The following is a 19,470-nucleotide window of genomic DNA, read 5'->3' as shown; positions in this document are numbered from 1 at the left end:
TAATATTTAAATTAATTTCATTTTTTAGGCGATAAATAATTTTTAATATAATTAACGAAATAATTCTTAGTAGGTGATATTGTGGATTATGAAACAATCATTAGCGAAAAATTTCCAAATTGCAATGTGGAAGTTATAAAACCTGATTTTTTTGAACTGGATATGCTGGCAGAATACATTGCCGATGATATCGTGGTGTATAATCCTCATTCTATTATAGTTTACAGGCATATGATTAGATTTTTGGTGAATGTGGGTGAAAAGGGCAAAATCTATTATCTGGACGGCTTTTCAGATGAGGATTTGAAAGTAATCCATGCGGGGCTTCTGCAGTCAACCTGGAAAAGCGACACTAAAATCAACCTGTATAAAAATGCAAATCCCGACAAGGATGTTTTAGGCTTATAATTGGAAGAATTCATCGCAATATTCGCAATAGTAATTGAATTCACTTTCACAACAGTTTCCAAGTATTATCTCTCCATTCAATGATTCAATAGCCATTTCGTCTGTTGTGTCATGAAATACTTTTTTTAGTTCTCTATGGCATTTTGGGCATTGCTTCATATCTTTAGTTATATAACCAATGAACTTTAAATATTAGTGTAGGTGTAAATTATGATGATTAATGTCGGTGCTGAATTTGGTACACATTTGGAATCAAGCGATATCGCAGTGGAACTGATAGAAATTTTGGACAAGTTGCCTGCGGATGAATTCATTATTGATTTTAAGGACGTGATGTTTGTCACAATGAACTATGCTCAAGCTTATTATAATGCTAAAAACGGATCTTCCAAAAAGATTTCCGAAATTAACATTTCCGACGAGATTAGCGTTGTGATGGGTGCCGCTGATGAAGCATGCAATCCATGATTTTATTTTTTTTACAAAATTTTTGCTTAATTGTTAAATATTGATAATATCCATATAATGTAATATGGAAATTACAAAAAAGCCTGTTGAATTAATCGAATTGTTTTATGATTTAATATTTGTCTATGCAATATCTCAGCTGACAGGTCTAATTAATGAACCGATTGGTGGAATAATTCCTCCGTATAATTTTACAGCATATCTGATTACTTGTTTTGTAATTCTGCAGGCATGGCTTTATTTCACAAATTATGTTAACCGTTACGGCCAGTGGAAGTGGTATGAGTATGCGCTGGTCTGTATAAACATGATTGCAGTGATTTGCATGGCAAACACCATTTCACTTGATTGGAATGCGATGTATTTCACCTTCGACATATCAATGCTGATAATTCTTCTGACTGTTGCTGCAATGTATTCGGTTCATGTGTACCGGGAGAAATCACTGAAAGGCGCTGCGGGCAATTCGATTACAATTCTCTCAATCGTTTGTACAATATATGTCATTGCAATTCTCTGCTCATCATTCGGTTTACATAGCTATGTTTTGCCTTTGAATGTTCTGGCAGTGCTTGCGGGAGCGTTCCTCTGTTTTTCATAAGGGGAAACTTCAATAAAAGCATTATCAATTTCCCTCATCTGGTTGAGCGTTTCGAACTTTTAACCATTATCACATTTGGTGAGGCCGTTGTAGATTTAACACACTTCTTTGACGTGACAAATTTCAGCTTCATTCCAGTTCTTGTGTTTTTCATCGTTTTGGCAATGTTCGGTTCCTATGTGATTCAGATTCACCGATTGATGGAGCATATGAGGGTCGAACGTGCATTACGATTGATGTTTAGCCATTATTTTGTTATCATAAGCATTAATCTTGTCACTGTTGCATTTGAATTAATTCATTCAGGTGAGGTGAATCCTTACTTCGCCAGTGGTCTGATGATTGTTTCACTTATTGTTTTCTATGTTTCAATAATGGCAAATAGGGAATATTATAAGCAAAATATTAAATTAAATAAAAATGATATATTAAAAATGATAATAGTTTTCGTGGTAGGAATAGCTATTATTTTAATATTCATTTCAAATTTATACTCCTTCCTAATTGGAAGTTTAGTTATAACTTTCGGCAATTTCTTAGTATTGCTGAAGAAATATAAAGGGTGTTTAAGTGAGTGAACAAAAATTAGAAGTATTTAATGTTTTAAATTTTTTAAACAGTGGTTACACACTTGATGAAATTTTAAACGAAGGAAATTTTGGAACTTTTGAATCCGGCGAAGATTGTATTAACTATTTGGTTAATGAAGGATACCTTGAAGGAGACAGTCCGGTTTCTAAAATCAGAGAAGAAATAACTGCTGATGTAATTTCCAAAAAACATACTGTGGCTGAGTTAAAAGAAATATTGAAAGAACATGGTTTAAAAGTATCCGGTAAAAAACATGAATTGGTAGAAAGAGTTTTACCGGTGTTATCTCAAAAGGTATCAGACGGTTTGGATGCAATTGAGGAAATCACAACTGGAGAGTTACAGTTAACAGACAAAGCGCAAGAGTTCTTAAAAGAAAATGATTGGATAGATTTATACATGTTTGCTCTTGTCGCATTCAGATTTGAAGATTATGAAACATATGTTGCAGGTTCATCTGAAGGCAAAATCGAAACTGCACTTAATTTCTGTGATGAAATTCTGTCAAGAGCATTGGTTGCCAACCAATTCCTTGTATTCATCGATGCATTATCTGCAAAAGCGCATGTCTATGCATATGACGGAGACTATGACTCCTTCCTGGACTATGACTTGCAACGCTACATCTTAGGATTGAATCCTATTGTTATGGATCCTCAAACCTATGCAACTTATGATGTTATCAATGAAGCCAATATCATCAACTTAAGAAATGTATTGGAAAAATTGGAAATGGGCAGCTTAAAGAAAAGATTTGATAAAATCTGGGCTAAATCCCATATTAAACATACTACTGTACCTAAAAAGGCAGCTTTTAAAGTATTGCAAAAAGCTATTGCCGGTGCAGATATCGAAGAGCTCAACTTCGATTTAAAAGAAAAGTACTTCAATAAAAAATTCGGAATTTAAATTATGAAGCGTAAAGTTGCAGGAATTGCCTTTATAATTGGAAGTTTATACTATATTCTAGCTGAAGCTATTTCCGCAACTTATTTCAATGCTTCTCTTTTTAATACTTATATTTTCCATACTATTTCTGAGCTGGGTATTCCGAATGCAAATTCACCGTTGTTCTGGTTAATGAACTCTGCTTTTATCTTAATCGGTTTGACATTGATATTCGGCGATTTTTACAAATTAAAAGATTATATAATTAAAAATAAAGCTATTTTCTACATATTGACATTAGTAACTGGGCTGGGTGTCATTATTGTGGGTCTGATTCATGGTGGAAATCCGCTGACATCAGGTTATCACACTTTGGGTGCAGTGATGGCAATACTTGGAGGAAATGTTTTGCTTATTCTGATTTCAAGATCAATGGCTGATTTCAAGGGCTTTCAAAAATTGACATTGGCCCTTGGGGTAGTGGGTTTTATAGTTTTCTGGATAATGTTCTTCAATATAAAAAGTGTTTACATGCCTGTTTTTGAAAGGCTTTCTGTTTACACTCTGATAATATGGAGTTTTTCAGCAGGACTTTATCTTTACGGAAATGCAAATAACGATTAATTATTCGGATAGTTTTTATCAATTAACTCTATTTTATTAATGATTATTTTTATTAAATTGATTTTATTTTAATAAAGTAACTTTTATGTTACTGCCATCTACATTAAATTACAAAGATTTATATAGTTCGTACTTTAACTAATTAATTAAGGTGATACTATGGCAAATTTAGATAAAGCTATTGAAGAAGAAATTTTAGCGATTGTCGAAAAATACCAGAAAGAAAACACTAAACTTTTGAATTACCTTATCACTGATGATGAGATTACTTTTTTCTCACCGATTGCAAACGGTAATTCAATAACTGCAGAAGACTTACAAAAAGTTGCAGATATTTTAAAAGGAACATTTGAAGGACTGGAAATTGTTAACCAAGAGTACAGGTTCAAATTCAAATGCGGATTATAGGGGTTTTACAACTCCTATTCTTCTTTTTTTAGATATTCCTGTGTGAGCTTACACTCGCTCATGCATTTTGTACATCCAAGACCTGCCTTATACTGGTCGATAATGTATTCGCTGCAGGTTTCGATATCTATGATGTCGCTCCTGGTTAAGCGGTCATTCCATTTTTGAGGATTTATCGCATCAACAGGACAGGCATCCTGGCAGTTTGTACAGTCATCACACTCTGAATCTGTTATTGGAGTTCCGAAATCAAGGGGCATGTCAGTTAAGATGCCTCCCAAAGCTACAGCTGATCCGTATTCCGGTGTAACGAATAGTGCGGAGCGTCCAATCCAGCCGAGACCTGATTTGGTCGCCATTGTTTTGTAGGGTAAAATGCTTAACAGCTTTTTCATGTCACATTCGTTCCGGGTCATTGTTAGTCCGAACGCATCATATCCTAAAATTTTTATATATTCTTCCCCTTTAAGGGAGATTTCAGTTAACTTGTCAATCTGTTTGTGAAAAGACGCCCAATACTCCTCATAGCTTTCATCTTTAACCAGCTGTATGGTCTCTTTTGGAATTTTCAAAACGATACTTATGGCATTAGGCAAATCAACAAATTCACTGGCCAAACCGTTAACATCAGCGAAGCCGACTTTGCTTGCACCCAAACTTTTAAGGTAATCTTTAATGTTATTCATCTCAGACATAATAATGAGTTGATTTTTTGAACATTTAAACTTAATAGATTATAAACATTTAACTTAAAGGTTATAAATGATGAAACAAAATATTTAATGTAGTGATAAAATGACAGATATTGATGTTTTAGTTGAAGCATTACCATTTATTAAGGAATTTCACTGTAAGAAAATTCTAATTAAATATGGTGGACATGCAATGATTGATGATGAAGCAAAATCATCTACCGCTCGTGATATAGTATTGTTAAGATATGTTGGAATGGAACCTATTATCGTTCACGGCGGAGGTCCCGAAATTTCAAGATCCATGGAAAAGCTCGGTAAAGAGGCTAAATTTATCAAAGGTTTAAGGGTAACTGATAAGGAAACCATGGAGATTATTGAAATGGTTCTTGCAGGTAAAATCTCAACCGGGATTGTTTCAGAAATTATCAAGCATGATGGTGATGCAATAAGTTTATCAGGTAAAGATTCAAGTTTAATTTATGCTCATAAAAAGCCAGCCAGTAAAATTGATGAAGAAATTGTCGATTTGGGACTTGTTGGTGAAGTTGAAAAAATCAACACTGAAATGTTGGAAATGTTCTTGGACTATGATGTAACTCCAGTAATTTCCCCTATTGGTATTGATAAAGATGGAAACAGTTTAAATTTAAACGCTGATACTGCAGCAGGCGAAATTGCAAGCGCATTGGATGCAGAAAAATTAATTATTCTAACTGATGTTCCAGGTGTTTTAAGAGATCCTTCAGATCCGTCAACTTTAATTCAAAAAATCAGGATTTCAGAAGTTCCAGGTTTAATAGAAGAGGGAATTATCACCGGAGGTATGATTCCTAAAATAGAAACCTGTGTAAAAGCAATTAAAAATGGTGTAAAATCATGCCATATCATTGACGGAAGAGTAGAACATGCCCTACTTTATGAAATCTTCACCACCAATGGCATTGGAACCATGATTTTTGAATAGTTCAATAAAAAGTCAATAGATGCCGGCGGAACATAATAGGATGCATAGCATCCTCTATCTTTTTTTTAAATATTTTTTTAATAATTGCAGTTGAACTTTTTCATTCTTTAAACATTTGTCTTAATTCTCTTCTAAGCAGTTTCCAACCGTTTACTCTTGGAAGCTCGTCAAGCGCAAATATCTTTTTAGGAACTTTGTATCTGGATAAGTTTTCACGGGCATAATCTATTAGTCCTTCATCATCAGCTTCATTTTCCCAGACAACAGCTGCAACAGGAATTTCGCCTCTGTGACAGTCATTGATACTGAATATGGCAATTTCCTTGACTGCAGGATATTTTATTAAAACCTCTTCCACTTCTGTTGGATAGATTTTCCATCCGCTCATTACGATCATGTCTTTTTTACGGTCTGTGATGAATAAACGGTTGTCTTCATCAAGATATCCCACGTCACCGGTTAAAAACCATCCGTCATCCAAAAATGCTGATTTGGTTTTCTCTTCGTTGCCCCAATATCCTTTTGCAACAGCAGGGCCTCTGAGTGCAATTTCTCCTTGCTGGTATTGTGGCAAAATAATGGATGAGTCCTCTTCATCTACAATTTTGACTTCAGAAAAACAGACAGGATGGCCAACACTTTCAAATCTGTCAGCTTCCCAGTAATCTTCCGGCCTAATTACAGTACCGGTTCCTATAACGATGGTTTCTGATAATCCGTATGCATTGATAATCGGGATTTGGTAGGTCTGATGGAAATCCTTCCAGATTTTTTTATGGAGCGGTCCTCCGCCTGAAACGATTTCACGGACTGTTTTCAGGTGTTTTCTTGCATCCATTGTAGTCAATGAGTGTATTACAGGCGGCATTCCGGTCAGAACGGTTACCTTTTCTTCTTCACATAATCTTAAGTAGTCATCTATGTTGAATTGTTCTATTAAAATGTAGTATGCAGCTGCTCTTAGGGCGGATATGGACCATGAAAGCCCAACGTGTGCCATTGGATAGATTCCCAAATAGACATCGTCCTGTTTTAATGTCAGCACATCACATTCATTGTGAATTGCTGTAAAGTAGTTTCCATGGGTGAGCATTGCACCTTTAGGTTTTCCTGTGGTTCCTGATGTGTATTGCAATTGACATAAATCGTCCCAGTCGGTATTTTCTGCAGGCAATACTTCACAGTCTTTAAATCCGTTGATGTTTGTAGGAACGTATGTTTTGATGTCAATGATGTCCTTTGACTTTTCATCGGTGACCATCAGTTCTGCCTGTGAGTCGCTTACAATGTATTCAAGTTCGCTTGCGGTCATGACGTTGTTTGTCGGAATAGCTATTGCGCCTATTCTCCAGATTGCAAAAAGTGAAAACAGGTATTCTTCGGAGTTTTTTAAATAAATTAATACTCTATCTCCTTTGTTTATCCCTAAATTCTTCAGTTCACGTCCGATTTCAGACACTATTGATAAGATTTCTCCGGAATTGTATTTGTTGCCTGTTGTTGGATTGTATAATACGTCCTTATCCAGACGTTTTGAATTTGCATCTAAAAAAGTGGTAATGTTTAACATCTAAATTAACTCCTTGACAATAGCTTTTGTAATGTCGATGGTGCTTGCATCTCCTCCAAGGTCCGGTGTTCTTATTTTGCACTCTGCAATCACCTTTTCAACTGCATTTTTAATATCGTTTGCAGTTTCCCACTCTCCCAAATAATCGAGCATCATTGAAGCGGAAAGTATCATGGAGCATGGATTTGCAATGTGTTTGCCGGCAATGTCTGGAGCTGATCCGTGAACAGGTTCGAACAGTCCGTTATGATCTCCGATATTTCCTGATGGCGCAAGTCCCAGTCCTCCAACAAGGCCAGCACTTTCATCGGATAATATGTCTCCAAACAGGTTGCTTGAAACGATAACGTCAAAGTTCTGAGGCTGTGTTACAAGATACATTGCCATTGCGTCAACGTAGTAATCTTCAGTTTTTATGTGGGGATATTGCTTAGCGATATTGTAAAAGCTTTCCTTAAAAACACCGTCTGTCTTTTTCAATACATTGCTCTTGTGGACACATGTAACCTTGCTTTGGCCTCTTTTTTCACAGAGGTTGAATGCGACTTTTGATATTCTCTCAGATGCTTTTCTTGTGATAACCCTTTCAGCTATCATTTTTTCCTCGTCGCCGTATTCTATTTGTGAATACAATCCTTCTGTGTTTTCACGGACAATCACAAAGTTGATATCGTCGCGCAAACAGTTTACTCCTCTGTATGATTTTATTGGCCTGATGTTGGCATACACGTTCAATGCTTTTCTCAGATTTATGATTGGGCTCGGTTGTCCTGGAGTGGATGTGGATGCACCGAATAGTACTGCATCACTTTTTTCAGCTATTTTTATTGTTTCTTCAGGTAATGTTACTCCATTTTTATTAAAACAGTCAAAACCGGCTTCACCATATTCAAAACTAAATTCCAAATCTAATTTGTCAAGCAAGTATTCGCAAGCGTTCATTACTTCTTGACCTATTCCGTCTCCAGCTATAATTGCAATATTATACATTATTTTACCTTGAATACAATTTTTCGTATATTAATAATATTTGTCTTATTGTATATAATTTTAAAAATTGTTCGTATACTATCGAAATATATTTATATCTCAATTACTATAATAATAAGTAACTACATAAATAAGGTTAGTTTTTCCTTATTGAATTTGTGAGGGATTGAAATGGAAAGAAGTATTGATGAATTAATTGAATTATTAAATGATAAAGATGACTTTGTTGTAGAAGATGCAGTTGGAGAATTAGAATTAAGAGCTGATGAAGCACTTGACCCATTAATTGATGCATTATCCAACAGAAAAAAACAAATCAGATTAAATGCAGCAACCTTACTTGGTGCAATTAATGATCCAAAAGCTATTCCTGCATTAATTGAAACTTTAAAAGACAACAATAAATTAGTAAGAAGGGAAGCTTCCACTTCTTTATCCCGTATGGGTGAACCTGCTGTTGCACCTTTAATTGATACTTTAAATGATGAAGACTGGAGAGTTAGAGGAGCTGCTGCTTGGGCACTTGGTAACTTAGGTGATGAAAGCGCTATCCCTGCACTTGAAAAATTGCTCGATGATGAAAGCGGTTATGTAAAATCCGGTGCTGAAAGCGCAATTAAATCAATTAAGAAATAATTCTATTTCTTATTTTCTTTTTTTTATTACAATTATCTTAAATCAAAATATTTTTTTGATATGTCTCTTAACATGATTTTTAAGTTTTCTTTTTCTTCATGACTATATTCCTTAAAAATTTCATCTTCTATTTCATTGATTGTTCTGTTAAATTCCTGAGTGACTTTTCTTCCCTGGTCTGTAATGTTTACAATGTTTTTACTTCTATTTTCAGGATTCGGATTTATTTCAACAAAACCCTTTTCTTCAAGCCTCTTCAATGCCTTTGTCACGCTTCCTCCACGGATATTGAGAAGCTGTGAAATATATGACTGGGGCAGGGACTCTTCTGTGTTAATGACAACAAGGAAATTTGCCTGATTTATTGTCAAATCCAACTCTTTTAATTTCCTGTTTAAGCTAACTAGACAAATGTCATTCAGTTTCATTATTAAAAATTCAAAGGGTGTTTCAGTTAAATCTTCATTACTTAAATCAGAGATATTTCTAAATTTCATTATTTACTAATGTTTCCTAGGAAACATTTAAATGTTTCTAAATTAAATTACTTGTTATGAATGTTTATATAAAAAAAGTCAACAGGTATGTTATATATTTAATTTCATTATTCATTATATCTTTGGGAGCATCCCTGTCAATCAAAGCTAATTTGGGAACATCTCCTTTAATTTGCATCCCTTATGTTTCCAGTTTGATTTCAAATTTGAGCGTTGGAACAACAAGCTTTATCTTTAACATTCTGCTTATTGCAATAGAGATTATCCTTCTAAGAAAAGGATTTGAAAAAAGGCAATATCTGCAAATCGTAATCGGAACCATATTTTCAGTATTCATAGACTTTACCTTAATGCTTGTGAATTTCATTAATCCGACTGATTACATCTCACAGATGATATTTCTCTTAATTAGTTGTGTGGTCATGGCATTCGGCGTGCTGCTTGAAATCAAAACCGAAGTCGTTTTTCTTCCGGGAGATGGATTTATAGTGGCTATTTCAAAAGTGTTAAAACGAGAATTCGGAAAGGTCAAGCCTTATTGTGATGTTTCTTTTGTAATTACTGCTGCAATATTGTCATTTGTATTTTTGGGATATCTTGCGGGGGTTCGTGAAGGAACTGTGATATCTGCAATCATCATAGGTCCGATTGTCAGAATCTTTAAAAAATATTTGGGAGATTATGTTGATTTAATCATTGAAAAATAAGCTGTTTTTATAATCATCAAAAATCTCTTTTTTCACATTATCATTTAGTTTGCTGCATTCCAGTTCATTTAATGAATAAATGCTTAATTCATATAAAATCTTATTTGTTTTTAAACCCTTTTCAAGAAGCACGTAAGATGTTTTGTTTCTGGTTTTTTCATCAACTGTTTCTTTTTTGATCAGCTCTGCATCTTCCATATATTTCAGGGTCTGTGATAATACATGATTGCTTAATGTAGGGTTTGATTCCTGAAATTCGGTAAAATGCTTTTTACCTCTAAACATGTCCATTAAAATGCATAAAACCCATTTTCTGCTAAAAAAATCTAGTGAATCACTTACCGGACATATGTCTTCTAAATTCATAATATTATTTTGTTTCAGTAAATATAAATGTATTAAGTAATTTTAAAATTACAGATTATTTTTAAAGATTTACTTAAAAACAAATATCCATGAGATCTGAAATTAGTGAATATGAAGCTGTTGAAAAGGCAGCGGAAAAATTTGTAAGAAGTGTAGCAGAAGGAAACAGCAAATACGCAAGGGAACTTTTCGTAGATGAAGCAGTATTGTTCGGATATCTTGACGGTGATTTGGAACACGGTTCAATCGAACAGTTCTACGACAATGTGGACAGCGTTGCAGCTGGCGATGAATTCAAAGGAAGGATTGATGTATTACTTTTAGAAGAAACATTAGCTGTTGTCAGGGTTTTAGAAGAATCCTGGGGTGGAAGAATAGATTTCACTGACGTTTTGCTCATGCTAAAAATGGATGGCGAGTGGAAAGCTGTTGCAAAAGCTTACAATCAGAATTCTGAAACCATTCAAAAATAGATGAAGGGGTTAATTCTCTTCAATTTAAATTTTTAATCGCCGATTAAAAATCATTTTTTCTAGTTTTCTTATTTTCTTTAAGTTGTTTTTGATGTATCTGCTTTTAGTTATATTACCTGCAGGTAAGTACTACTTATTTAAAACAGTTTTAAAAAACTTAAATATATATAACATATTAAGTGTTTATTATGGACAGTGAAATAAATCCAACTATGGAAGATTTGAATGTTTTGTTGAAGAAAAAATGGACATTTTGTATTTTAACAGACCTGCATTTGGGAAGTAAGCATTTCCAGGATTTCAATAGGAATCTGCCCAATATTTCGACAAAAGTTCTTCATCAAACATTAACTGAACTGGAGCAATTCGGTTTAATTGAAAAACATTTGATTGATAATAAACCTAAATCTACCGAATATTCATTAACTGATAAAGGTAAATTGTCAAAAAATCTTATTAAGGAATATTACGGGTACATTGCAAGTATATCTTCCGATTCTGATGAGGAAGGTGAAATACTTAAAAGAATACTTGAATTATAGGTGTTAGCTATGCATTATACTGGAACAGTTTATAGAAACCCATACGAGCCTCCATCTCCACTTCTTGAAATCACACAGGGATGCAGTCACAATAAATGTAAATTTTGTAACATGTACTCAGGAGTCAAATTCCAGCCGTCTCCAATGGAATGGATTGAAGAGGACATTAAGGAAATCGCATCATTTTATCCGAACACTCACCGCCTGCAATTATTAAGTGCAGACCCTTTTGTTTTAAGTTTTGAGAGATTAAATGAAATCTGTGATCTGGTTCATAAATACTTGCCAAAAATTGAGATAATGACTATGGCGGCACGTGTGGACAACATTGCTGATAAAAGTGTTGAGGAATTAAAAACTCTCAGAAAGAAAGGTATTGTTGAGCTGAATTTGGGTGCTGAAAGTGGTGATGATGAAACACTTAAAAGTGTCAATAAAGGCTACACTGGTCAGGATATTTTAGACCAATGCGCAAAACTGGATGAGGCCGGAATTGAATACTGGTTAACTTTTTTAAACGGTGTCGGCGGAGTTGAACATACAAGAAATCATGCTATTAACTCTGCAAAGATATTCAGCGAGGCCAACCCTACTGTTGTCGGAACCGGAGGATTGGTGTTGTTTGAGGGCACCGGGCTGTTGGCTTTATATAAGCGAGGCAAATTTCATCCGTTATCTGAAAAAGGCATGATGGAAGAGTTAAAGTTATTCCTTGAAAATCTGGACCATGACGGCAGATTCATCACACACCATACTTTTTCAATGGATTTGAATAATGGCAGCTTCAATGAAAATAAGGAATGGATATTGGAAGATTTGCAGTACGGAATTGATAATTTTGATATGAGCAGATTGGCTCAAATTAGGAATAACAAGAGGAGTTTATCTTTATAATGCAAGAATACCATGACCTCTTTAGGTTGTGGATGAATTGCACTGTTGTGTGTACTATTTTTTTTTAATAACTTTTATCATTTTTATTTCTTTATTTTGTGTTTTTATGGATGTTATTTTTTTTTCAGTATACATTTTTTTTATGTTGATTGTAATATTGTTTTGAGTGTGTAAAATTGTTCTGAGTACGTTATTTGATTACTTTCCAAATGCTCTTGCTCTTTTTTTATATAGAATTAATTTATAAAGGATATGTTGTGCAATATTAATTGTGGGTTTAAAAAAAAAGTCAAAAAGATAAAAAAATTTTCTTTTAGTTTCTTTTTTTTTAGATTATGAATATTCAATAATGTAAACTGTGAATAGGATGTGGATTTATGGGTGATTTTATTCGAGGATTGGTTGTTAAACTTCATGTAACTCCCGAACAAGAAGTAGAATTTAAAAAGAACTATGGTTGTACTCGTAAAACTTATAATGAACTTTTAAGCAAATATAAAGCCGAACATGGTGAGGATTCTATTGAAATTCCAACTCAAAAAGAATTAAATCAATTCTTAAAAGAAACTAAAAAAGAATTACCATATCTGAAGGATACAGAGTCCACCAGTCTTCAGCAGGCACGTGATGATTTGCATAAATCTTTTAAAAATTGTCATAAAAGCAAAAGGCATAATCCTCCAGTTTATCATTCTAAAAAGAAAACACGACCTAGCTTCAGACAAACCGTCAGAAAAGATAAAAGACCAGTAGAAAAAAACACACTAACATTAAGAAAACATGGAAAAGTAACATTCAGCACAAGCATAGAATATCTGGATTTACTAAACCACCAGGACACTAAATTCAACAGCATAACAGTATACTTTGATGGATTGAATCACTATGCATCATTCAACATTGAAACTAATCTGCCAGAACATCTAGAATTAACTGAAAAATACATTGGGTGTGATATTAATTCCAATAAAAATGGATGGTTAGTCACAAGCGAAATGCAGAAGGAATTTTTTGATGTTGATCATGAAAACCAAATGATCAAACACATCAACAAATTAATGTCACAATGCAGAAAAGGAAGCAGGCGATGGAAAAAACTACAAAAAAGACTACTAAAATGGTACAATAAAAGAACAAACCGATTAAAAGACTACATTGAAAAATTAACCTTTCAACTAGTTCAAGAATACGACACCATAGTCTTTGAAAAAAACTATGCAAATATCAAAATTTTAATCGGGGGAGAGCAGAACATGATATTTCCACTATCAAGATTTATACAAAGACTAAAAGACAAATTCCTACTCTACAAACCTGAAGCAGATGGTGTACAATTCGTAAAAGGCCATAACACAAGCAGGACATGTCACCACTGCGGACACATTAAAAAAGAGTTAAAAGTCAAAACACGCAAATGGAAATGCACAAACTGCGGAAAAACACATGATAGAGACATAAACGCCGCAATTAATATACTAAACCGCTGGTTCAACGGGGATAGCCTGAAAAAACATTAAAATTAACCAATCAAATGAAAAAAAAATTCAGGAATCCCCACCCTCTTTAAGGGTGGGGTGGTTCAAAATGGATATCGTGGCACTGATGGGATCACCTAGAAAACATGCAAACACTGACATGTTGCTTGACGAGATGATTAAAGGGGCTGAGGAAAACGGCCATAAGGTAACTAAATATTATGTTGGGGACCTGGACGTGCATCCTTGCCGTGGATGCGGCGTGTGCACCATGGGAAAGGACTGTGTATTTAAGGATGACGGGTTTGAAGTAACACACAAGATAGCTGAAGCCGAAGGGCTGATTGTTTCAACACCGATATACTTTGGTCAAATGACCGGTGATTTGAAAGTATTGCTTGACAGGCTTTTCGGAATAACACACAATCCCTTAATTCCGTTGTCAGGTAAAGTGGCGTTAATATTCACCCATTTGGGTCCCGAAGGATATTATAACCAGTATATTGAACTGACCAAAATCCAACCTTTCCAGATGAACATGCATTATGAAATTGTTGATGTTCTGGTTGCCGGAAGCCTGGGGGATGTTAGAAATCAGCCTAATAAGTTTGTTGAAGCTTATGAGATAGGCAAAAAATTTTAATGATTGTTGGCATATGCAACATTTATATGCTTGACCTGTAATAATTGTATAATAGGTGATTTAAGTGAGAATAGTTGTATTGAAAGGAAGTCCAAACAGGGAAGGATCAACCAATTTACTTGTTAAAAATTTTATCAACGGCGCAAAAGAGGCAGGTCATACAATAGATGAAATAGATGCAGCCCATGCTGACATTTCACCATGCATTGGATGCATTCATTGCGGTTATGAAGGGGAATGTGTTTTGCATGATGATATGGATGAGTTTAGACAAACAATTCTTAAAGCGGATATGCTGGTTTTTGCAACTCCTCTGTATTATTACGGTATGAGCGCACAGCTTAAGATATTGATTGACAGGTTCTGTTCAAGAAACTTTTCAATTCAGCAAAAGCACTTCAAGTCAGCACTTTTGACTGTTGCATACAATTCTGATGACTGGACCTTTGACGCTTTGGAGTCACACTATGATACACTAATCAGATATCTTAACCTGGAAGATAAAGGAAGAATTTTAGGTTATGGCTGTGGAACTCCATCAATGACAAAATTTTCTGATTATCCTAAAAAGGCATATGAATTAGGTAAAAGTTTGTAAAAATATTAAATAATTGGACTTATAAAATATTATTAATAAGAAATTTATCAGAGGCAATTCAATGTTTAAGAAAATTTTCTTTGTACTATTTATAGGTTTAATTTCCATTGGTGTGGTTGCCGCTGTCGATGTAGGCAATTTTAATGTTCCTGAAGGATTTGATGATTTGGGTAGTGGTGTTTTCATATTTCAGTCATCGAAGGGACATGACCAATATTTGACAATAGTTCCTTTTAATAATCATTATAAAGCAGATTATTTGATTAATGATTCTTCAGATGGTTATTTCATATTCCTTTATAAAAATAACACATTTAATTATGTAGAAAAAAGTGTAAATGAACAGGGTTCTTTTGAAATAATAGAAGTTGATGGGAAAAAATATATTATTGATTTTTCGGATGACAAAATTAAGGGCAATAATGATTTCTCAGACACTCATAAATGGTTGGTCAAGTTCAACAAATTGAATAATGTCACTGCAGTAAATACTACTGCATTATAACTTTTTTTTTAATTTAGCACGATTGTCTTATCAATCATTTCTATCAAAATTTTATTAATTGGATTTTTAAATGATAATGGATGTTCCTTAGGATATTCGGTACTTAATGGAAGTATCATAAAGCTGGACATGCATCTGTCGGTTGATCTTAGCGCAAAGTAAGCTTTGTACTCGCCATCAATTATGTTGGTTATTATCCCCATGTCCTCTGTTGGCTGATGGCCTGCAATTCCTTCTTCTGCATATACCTTGAATTTTTTAATGCTGTCCGCAGAAATTAATCCGTATTCCACCATATATTCGTATTCATCGTCATCAAGGTCATAATCGTCGTATTCTATAATTTCATCACAGTTTTCATCAGGCAGAATGAGATTTGAATTGCAATAGGCAAGTGAAATATAAATTCCATCATGGTCCAACGCTTTTGAGATTATGTCGAAATAAAGATTGTCCAGTGGCTGTGATTTGTATCTGTCTCCTAAAATCTCTGGAACGGTATGGGTATATCCTCCTTCTTCAATGACAGTGCAGTAAAAGTGGTCTTCACCCAGATAACCTGCTGTTGTTGCTTTTTCAATAGTTTGTTTAATGTCAATGTCTGCATTTTCCAGCTTTTCAGCTATTTTTAAAGCATCTTCATCGCTTATCATGTTATCACATTTCTTTTTGTTTTGAGGATTTAAAACTTATTAATCCAATGCATTTGTTTTTAAGTATTCTTCTATTTCATTCAGGTCATTGGCTATTTGGTAAAGTTCTTCCTGTTTGTAAAGGAAACCCTTTTCACTCATTTCGTCAATCATTTCAAGCATTTTATTGTAAAATCCGTCAATGTTGAAGACGATTATTTTCTTATCGTGTTGTTTTAATTTTTTAAGGGTTATTATTTCGAAAAATTCATCCAGTGTTCCGATTCCTCCCGGAGAAATTATAAACGCATCGGAATTTTCAACAAACTTGTTTTTTCTCTCATCCATTGTATCGACATAAATGAATTCGCTGCACTCTTCACATAGAGGTTCGAAGTCTCCAATCCATTCTGGAGCTATTCCAATTGATTTTCCATCATTGTTATGAACTCCTTTTGCGCATGCTCCCATCATTCCGGTATCTCCGCCGCCAAAAACAAGTGTGTGTCCGTATTTGGCCATAATGCGGCCTAATTCATAAGCGTCATCAGTGTATTTTTTATCTATTTTTCTGCTTCCTGATCCATAAAGGCATATTCTCATCATATCACTCTAAATATCTGGGTTTTGCTCTGCAAGGCATAAATGGCAAATCGCATCATCATTATCCTTTTGATTATCTTTAACGGGACATAAATATGTTCCATTTCGCTCTTCCACTTTCAGACTTCCTGGAAACTCACTGCCTACGGGATGAATAGGTTCTTCTAATATGAATGTTGTATAAAGTGACGTAATCACGTAGATTAATGGAAATTTGTCCTCTTCGGATTGGGATATTCTTTCCTTTTCAAAAGTTCGTTTAAGCATTGGAAATGACTCGTTGAGAGCGGTTTTATCAATATCTGTCTGTTTATCATAGCTGTCATTTCCCAAAACTTCCTTCATGCGTAAAATAAAATACTTTATATAGATTTCCAGGTATTTCTCACGGTATTGGGCCTGGACATACTCCCCATCCTTTCTTATGTACGCAGAAGCAAGCATCAAATCCTGTACGGATATGGTTGCGGCATACCTTTTGAGAATCTCCATTAATTCTTTTTTGGTAATTTTATCCTGTGAAGATAATTGTTTGAGTTCATCCAGAATGTCTTTTGGTTTCATGATTTTATTTTTAAATTTAAAAGATAAATAGTTTTAATATTCATGAAAATCTAATCAATTAATGGGGAGTAATTATGGTTGATGAATTTATTGAAATTTCAAAAGAAGACATTGAAAATGTTGAAAACGCATTGAAAGTCAATGCTGATTACAAATTAAACAATACTAAATTTAACACTAACACCTTTGAGAAAGGCCAGGGCATCGTTATAACTCAATATGTTGCCAATGTGGAAAACGAACTTGTTTTCAATACCAAAATGGAAAACGGCAAATATTACATTTCAAGATCTTTTGAGCTATTCATCGAGAATATTATTGGGGGAAATGTTTCAAGAGATGTCTTCCAGTCAGTTTATCAATATTTCCATGAAGTCATTGCCGATGAGGAAAACGATTTTGCAGATGAGAAGGAAGAGCTAATTAATTTTTTAGTCTTGACTGAAGAATATGATGAGGAACAGCTTAACACTGATTTGGATCCAGTAAATATACGTCAGAGTTATAAAGAAGACCATGACAGAATATATGGTGATGAATCTTTAAACAGAGTTCAAAAGAGTTTGGCATTAAAAGAGTTATTACACATGTCAATTTGTCAGGTTGTCAATGATATTGATTTATTCTTTACAAGGCCCTACGATTTAACTCCTGAAGAAAATGCAGAGAAAAACAGGCAAGAAGCAAAAGCTCTGCAAAATGAAATGCAGTTAACCTAAATATTTAAGTAATATCAAAATATAAAATATTATTAATTGACTTATATATAACTGATTATATGATTACCATTACTAAAAACGAACAGGTTGTTTTGGACCAGATTAAAATATTTAACGTTGAATATCCTGAAGGCGTTCCCGTAGGGGTCTTAAGGAAAGAATTGGGATTTCACGAATATGACCTGGTGGAAATTTTGGAAGAGTTGTCAGCTAAGGATTTAGTTATTTTTAATGACAATAAGGCCAGTCTGTCCGAACATGAAAAGGAAATCAACACTGTTAATTCCAAAAAGGATTTGGAAGAATTAGAATTAAACATGAAAGAAAAGGAATCATATAAGTTGATTCGGGAATTGGTTGACGACAAAAATCTCATATCCAAATACACTTTGGAAGGTCATTTATTGTATGGGGACTTGAAACTAACTAATTTTAGAATGTATCATATCATTTTGTCCCTTCAGAATAAAGGGCTTTTAAAATCCATTAATAAAGACGATGGAGAATATTATCTCCTCGTTGAATAATATTTCTTTTTAAATTTTTATTACATTAGTAATATTTTTTTTCAATTTAATCATAATATTTATATATATTTAAAGCATATAATTATGATTAGTAATTAAAGATTTTGATGTGTTTTTGTATGATGAGAATAAGTATGTCATTACCAAAAAAATTATTAGCCGATTTTGATGAAGTATTGAAAGAGAGAGGATACCAATCACGTTCAAAAGGTATTCGTGATGCTCTTCAAGATTATATTGTAAGATATCAATGGATGAATTCCATGGAAGGTCAAAGAATTGGTATTGTAACAATTATCTACGATCATCATTATACCGGCGTTATGGAAAACTTAGCAGAAATTCAGCACAGTTTCAGAAATGAAATCAACACAAGCATGCACATTCACATGACTGACAAATATTGTATGGAGATTGTAGTTGTAAATGGGGATATTGCAGAAATTCGTGACTTGACCGAAAGAATAATGAGACTTAAAGGTGTTGAACACGTAAAACTTACAAGTACCGCTAACGGTGAGGAATTTAATGAACCTGGTCACTCCCATGACCATGCACACCACCATCATTAAATTCTTTTAATTATTTTTTTTTCATGAAATTTAAAACCACCCCATATCATTTTGATTTAATAAGAGATAATGAACGGTTATCCGCTTTTTTTCAGGCTATCAGTGAATATGATGGCAATGGCGAGTTAGCCTATGATTTGGGATGTGGCAGTGGAATTTTGTCCTATTTTTTAAGTTCCAAATTTAAAGAAATCATTTCCATTGAAATAGATTCAAGCGCTTCAAGATGTGCAAAGGAAAATTTAGCCAGTTTCGATAACATTGAGGTTATCAACACTAATGTTTTGGAGCATGAATTCGATAAAAAAGC

The 19,470-nt window shown here is 34.0% G+C and carries 30 protein-coding genes; 21 read left to right on the top strand and 9 right to left on the bottom strand.

Translation table 11 applies throughout. From position 1 onward, the window contains the following. Positions 1-81: 81 nt before the first annotated feature. The gene (locus ACKI30_RS00175) at positions 82-408 is read left to right on the top strand and encodes a hypothetical protein (RefSeq protein WP_407408850.1); all 327 of its coding nucleotides are present in this window, start codon (positions 82-84) and stop codon (positions 406-408) included. Here ACKI30_RS00175 and ACKI30_RS00170 read toward each other — a convergent pair. Next, the gene (locus tag ACKI30_RS00170) at positions 403-567 is read right to left on the bottom strand and encodes a hypothetical protein (protein ID WP_407408848.1); all 165 of its coding nucleotides are present in this window, start codon (positions 565-567) and stop codon (positions 403-405) included. The two genes, ACKI30_RS00175 and ACKI30_RS00170, sit on opposite strands and share 6 nt — an antisense overlap. Positions 568-618: 51 nt before the next feature. Here ACKI30_RS00170 and ACKI30_RS00165 point away from each other — a divergent pair, with 51 nt between their 5' ends. From ACKI30_RS00165 to ACKI30_RS00140, 6 genes are all read left to right on the top strand, one after another. After that, on the top strand, positions 619-876 hold the full coding sequence (locus ACKI30_RS00165) for a hypothetical protein (protein ID WP_407408846.1): 258 nt from the start codon (positions 619-621) through the stop codon (positions 874-876). 64 nt (positions 877-940) lie between these two features. Then, entirely contained in the window at positions 941-1,477 is a 537-nt protein-coding gene (locus ACKI30_RS00160) for a low temperature requirement protein A (RefSeq protein ID WP_407408844.1), read from the top strand. Then, positions 1,465-2,055: a low temperature requirement protein A gene (locus ACKI30_RS00155; RefSeq protein WP_407408870.1), complete on the top strand. Its 591-nt coding sequence runs from the start codon at positions 1,465-1,467 to the stop codon at positions 2,053-2,055. The genes ACKI30_RS00160 and ACKI30_RS00155 overlap by 13 nt, the downstream gene beginning before the upstream one ends. Further along, entirely contained in the window at positions 2,048-2,977 is a 930-nt protein-coding gene (locus ACKI30_RS00150; protein WP_407408842.1) for an SAP domain-containing protein, read from the top strand. Before ACKI30_RS00155 ends, ACKI30_RS00150 begins: the two co-directional genes overlap by 8 nt. A gap of 3 nt (positions 2,978-2,980) precedes the next feature. Next, the gene (locus ACKI30_RS00145; protein WP_407408840.1) at positions 2,981-3,580 is read left to right on the top strand and encodes a DUF998 domain-containing protein; all 600 of its coding nucleotides are present in this window, start codon (positions 2,981-2,983) and stop codon (positions 3,578-3,580) included. 159 nt (positions 3,581-3,739) lie between these two features. Then, positions 3,740-3,988, top strand: a complete 249-nt coding sequence (locus ACKI30_RS00140; protein ID WP_292742198.1) for a hypothetical protein — start codon at positions 3,740-3,742, stop codon at positions 3,986-3,988. 14 nt (positions 3,989-4,002) lie between these two features. Here ACKI30_RS00140 and ACKI30_RS00135 read toward each other — a convergent pair whose 3' ends face one another. Next, positions 4,003-4,683 carry a hypothetical protein gene (locus tag ACKI30_RS00135; RefSeq protein WP_407408838.1) on the bottom strand — a complete coding sequence of 227 codons (681 nt, stop codon included), beginning with the start codon at positions 4,681-4,683 and terminating at the stop codon, positions 4,003-4,005. 100 nt (positions 4,684-4,783) lie between these two features. Between ACKI30_RS00135 and argB the strand changes: the two genes are divergently transcribed. After that, the gene (argB, locus tag ACKI30_RS00130; protein ID WP_292742196.1) at positions 4,784-5,647 is read left to right on the top strand and encodes an acetylglutamate kinase; all 864 of its coding nucleotides are present in this window, start codon (positions 4,784-4,786) and stop codon (positions 5,645-5,647) included. A gap of 100 nt (positions 5,648-5,747) precedes the next feature. On the opposite strand, the gene ACKI30_RS00125 is transcribed toward argB, so the two are convergent. After that, positions 5,748-7,217 (bottom strand): class I adenylate-forming enzyme family protein, encoded by a 1,470-nt coding sequence (locus tag ACKI30_RS00125; protein WP_407408836.1) that lies wholly within the window; start codon positions 7,215-7,217, stop codon positions 5,748-5,750. After that, positions 7,218-8,207: a homoisocitrate dehydrogenase gene (aksF, locus tag ACKI30_RS00120; protein WP_407408834.1), complete on the bottom strand. Its 990-nt coding sequence runs from the start codon at positions 8,205-8,207 to the stop codon at positions 7,218-7,220. Positions 8,208-8,378: 171 nt separating this feature from the next. On the opposite strand from aksF, the gene ACKI30_RS00115 reads away from it, so the two are divergent. After that, positions 8,379-8,843 (top strand): HEAT repeat domain-containing protein, encoded by a 465-nt coding sequence (locus ACKI30_RS00115; protein ID WP_407408832.1) that lies wholly within the window; start codon positions 8,379-8,381, stop codon positions 8,841-8,843. Between the two features lie 32 nt (positions 8,844-8,875). On the opposite strand, the gene ACKI30_RS00110 is transcribed toward ACKI30_RS00115, so the two are convergent. Further along, on the bottom strand, positions 8,876-9,340 hold the full coding sequence (locus ACKI30_RS00110) for a MarR family winged helix-turn-helix transcriptional regulator (protein WP_407408831.1): 465 nt from the start codon (positions 9,338-9,340) through the stop codon (positions 8,876-8,878). 56 nt (positions 9,341-9,396) lie between these two features. On the opposite strand from ACKI30_RS00110, the gene ACKI30_RS00105 reads away from it, so the two are divergent. Next, positions 9,397-10,047 (top strand): YczE/YyaS/YitT family protein, encoded by a 651-nt coding sequence (locus ACKI30_RS00105; protein WP_407408829.1) that lies wholly within the window; start codon positions 9,397-9,399, stop codon positions 10,045-10,047. On the opposite strand, the gene ACKI30_RS00100 is transcribed toward ACKI30_RS00105, so the two are convergent. After that, positions 10,030-10,413 carry a winged helix-turn-helix transcriptional regulator gene (locus ACKI30_RS00100; protein WP_407408827.1) on the bottom strand — a complete coding sequence of 128 codons (384 nt, stop codon included), beginning with the start codon at positions 10,411-10,413 and terminating at the stop codon, positions 10,030-10,032. The two genes, ACKI30_RS00105 and ACKI30_RS00100, sit on opposite strands and share 18 nt — an antisense overlap. An 89-nt stretch (positions 10,414-10,502) precedes the next feature. Here ACKI30_RS00100 and ACKI30_RS00095 point away from each other — a divergent pair, with 89 nt between their 5' ends. The 7 genes from ACKI30_RS00095 (at position 10,503) to ACKI30_RS00065 (ending at position 15,543) form a co-directional block, all read left to right on the top strand. Continuing rightward, positions 10,503-10,886 carry a nuclear transport factor 2 family protein gene (locus tag ACKI30_RS00095; protein WP_407408825.1) on the top strand — a complete coding sequence of 128 codons (384 nt, stop codon included), beginning with the start codon at positions 10,503-10,505 and terminating at the stop codon, positions 10,884-10,886. 188 nt (positions 10,887-11,074) lie between these two features. After that, positions 11,075-11,428 carry a winged helix-turn-helix transcriptional regulator gene (locus ACKI30_RS00090; protein ID WP_407408823.1) on the top strand — a complete coding sequence of 118 codons (354 nt, stop codon included), beginning with the start codon at positions 11,075-11,077 and terminating at the stop codon, positions 11,426-11,428. 9 nt (positions 11,429-11,437) lie between these two features. Beyond that, positions 11,438-12,322: a radical SAM protein gene (locus ACKI30_RS00085; RefSeq protein ID WP_407408821.1), complete on the top strand. Its 885-nt coding sequence runs from the start codon at positions 11,438-11,440 to the stop codon at positions 12,320-12,322. 377 nt (positions 12,323-12,699) lie between these two features. Then, positions 12,700-13,839, top strand: coding sequence for an RNA-guided endonuclease InsQ/TnpB family protein (locus ACKI30_RS00080; protein WP_407408819.1), 1,140 nt, complete (start codon positions 12,700-12,702; stop codon positions 13,837-13,839). Positions 13,840-13,906: 67 nt separating this feature from the next. Continuing rightward, a complete protein-coding gene (locus ACKI30_RS00075) occupies positions 13,907-14,440 on the top strand; it encodes a flavodoxin family protein (RefSeq protein ID WP_407408817.1) in 534 nt (177 codons plus the stop codon). A 64-nt stretch (positions 14,441-14,504) separates the two neighbouring features. After that, positions 14,505-15,038, top strand: coding sequence for a flavodoxin family protein (locus ACKI30_RS00070; RefSeq protein ID WP_407408815.1), 534 nt, complete (start codon positions 14,505-14,507; stop codon positions 15,036-15,038). Positions 15,039-15,099: 61 nt separating this feature from the next. After that, positions 15,100-15,543, top strand: a complete 444-nt coding sequence (locus tag ACKI30_RS00065; RefSeq protein ID WP_407408813.1) for a hypothetical protein — start codon at positions 15,100-15,102, stop codon at positions 15,541-15,543. A gap of 8 nt (positions 15,544-15,551) precedes the next feature. On the opposite strand, the gene ACKI30_RS00060 is transcribed toward ACKI30_RS00065, so the two are convergent. The 3 genes from ACKI30_RS00060 to ACKI30_RS00050 are packed head-to-tail and all read right to left on the bottom strand — an operon-like array spanning position 15,552 to position 17,342. Further along, positions 15,552-16,196, bottom strand: a complete 645-nt coding sequence (locus ACKI30_RS00060) for a hypothetical protein (RefSeq protein ID WP_407408811.1) — start codon at positions 16,194-16,196, stop codon at positions 15,552-15,554. Positions 16,197-16,235: 39 nt separating this feature from the next. Then, positions 16,236-16,778, bottom strand: coding sequence for a TIGR00730 family Rossman fold protein (locus ACKI30_RS00055; RefSeq protein ID WP_407408809.1), 543 nt, complete (start codon positions 16,776-16,778; stop codon positions 16,236-16,238). 9 nt (positions 16,779-16,787) lie between these two features. Continuing rightward, the gene (locus tag ACKI30_RS00050) at positions 16,788-17,342 is read right to left on the bottom strand and encodes a DUF2115 domain-containing protein (protein WP_407408807.1); all 555 of its coding nucleotides are present in this window, start codon (positions 17,340-17,342) and stop codon (positions 16,788-16,790) included. Positions 17,343-17,416: 74 nt separating this feature from the next. Between ACKI30_RS00050 and ACKI30_RS00045 the strand changes: the two genes are divergently transcribed. From ACKI30_RS00045 to ACKI30_RS00030, 4 genes are all read left to right on the top strand, one after another. Further along, entirely contained in the window at positions 17,417-18,061 is a 645-nt protein-coding gene (locus ACKI30_RS00045; RefSeq protein WP_407408805.1) for a hypothetical protein, read from the top strand. Positions 18,062-18,120: 59 nt separating this feature from the next. Continuing rightward, positions 18,121-18,588 (top strand): hypothetical protein, encoded by a 468-nt coding sequence (locus ACKI30_RS00040; protein ID WP_407408803.1) that lies wholly within the window; start codon positions 18,121-18,123, stop codon positions 18,586-18,588. A gap of 119 nt (positions 18,589-18,707) precedes the next feature. Then, on the top strand, positions 18,708-19,160 hold the full coding sequence (nikR, locus tag ACKI30_RS00035) for a nickel-responsive transcriptional regulator NikR (RefSeq protein ID WP_407408801.1): 453 nt from the start codon (positions 18,708-18,710) through the stop codon (positions 19,158-19,160). A gap of 23 nt (positions 19,161-19,183) precedes the next feature. Next, positions 19,184-19,470, top strand: a 287-nt coding sequence (locus ACKI30_RS00030; protein WP_407408799.1) for a methyltransferase, incomplete at its 3' end; no start/stop codon positions are given.

This window comes from Methanobrevibacter sp., assembly GCF_045539575.1.
GTDB lineage: Archaea > Methanobacteriota > Methanobacteria > Methanobacteriales > Methanobacteriaceae > Methanocatella.
This window is presented reverse-complemented; position numbering and strand designations above follow the sequence as displayed.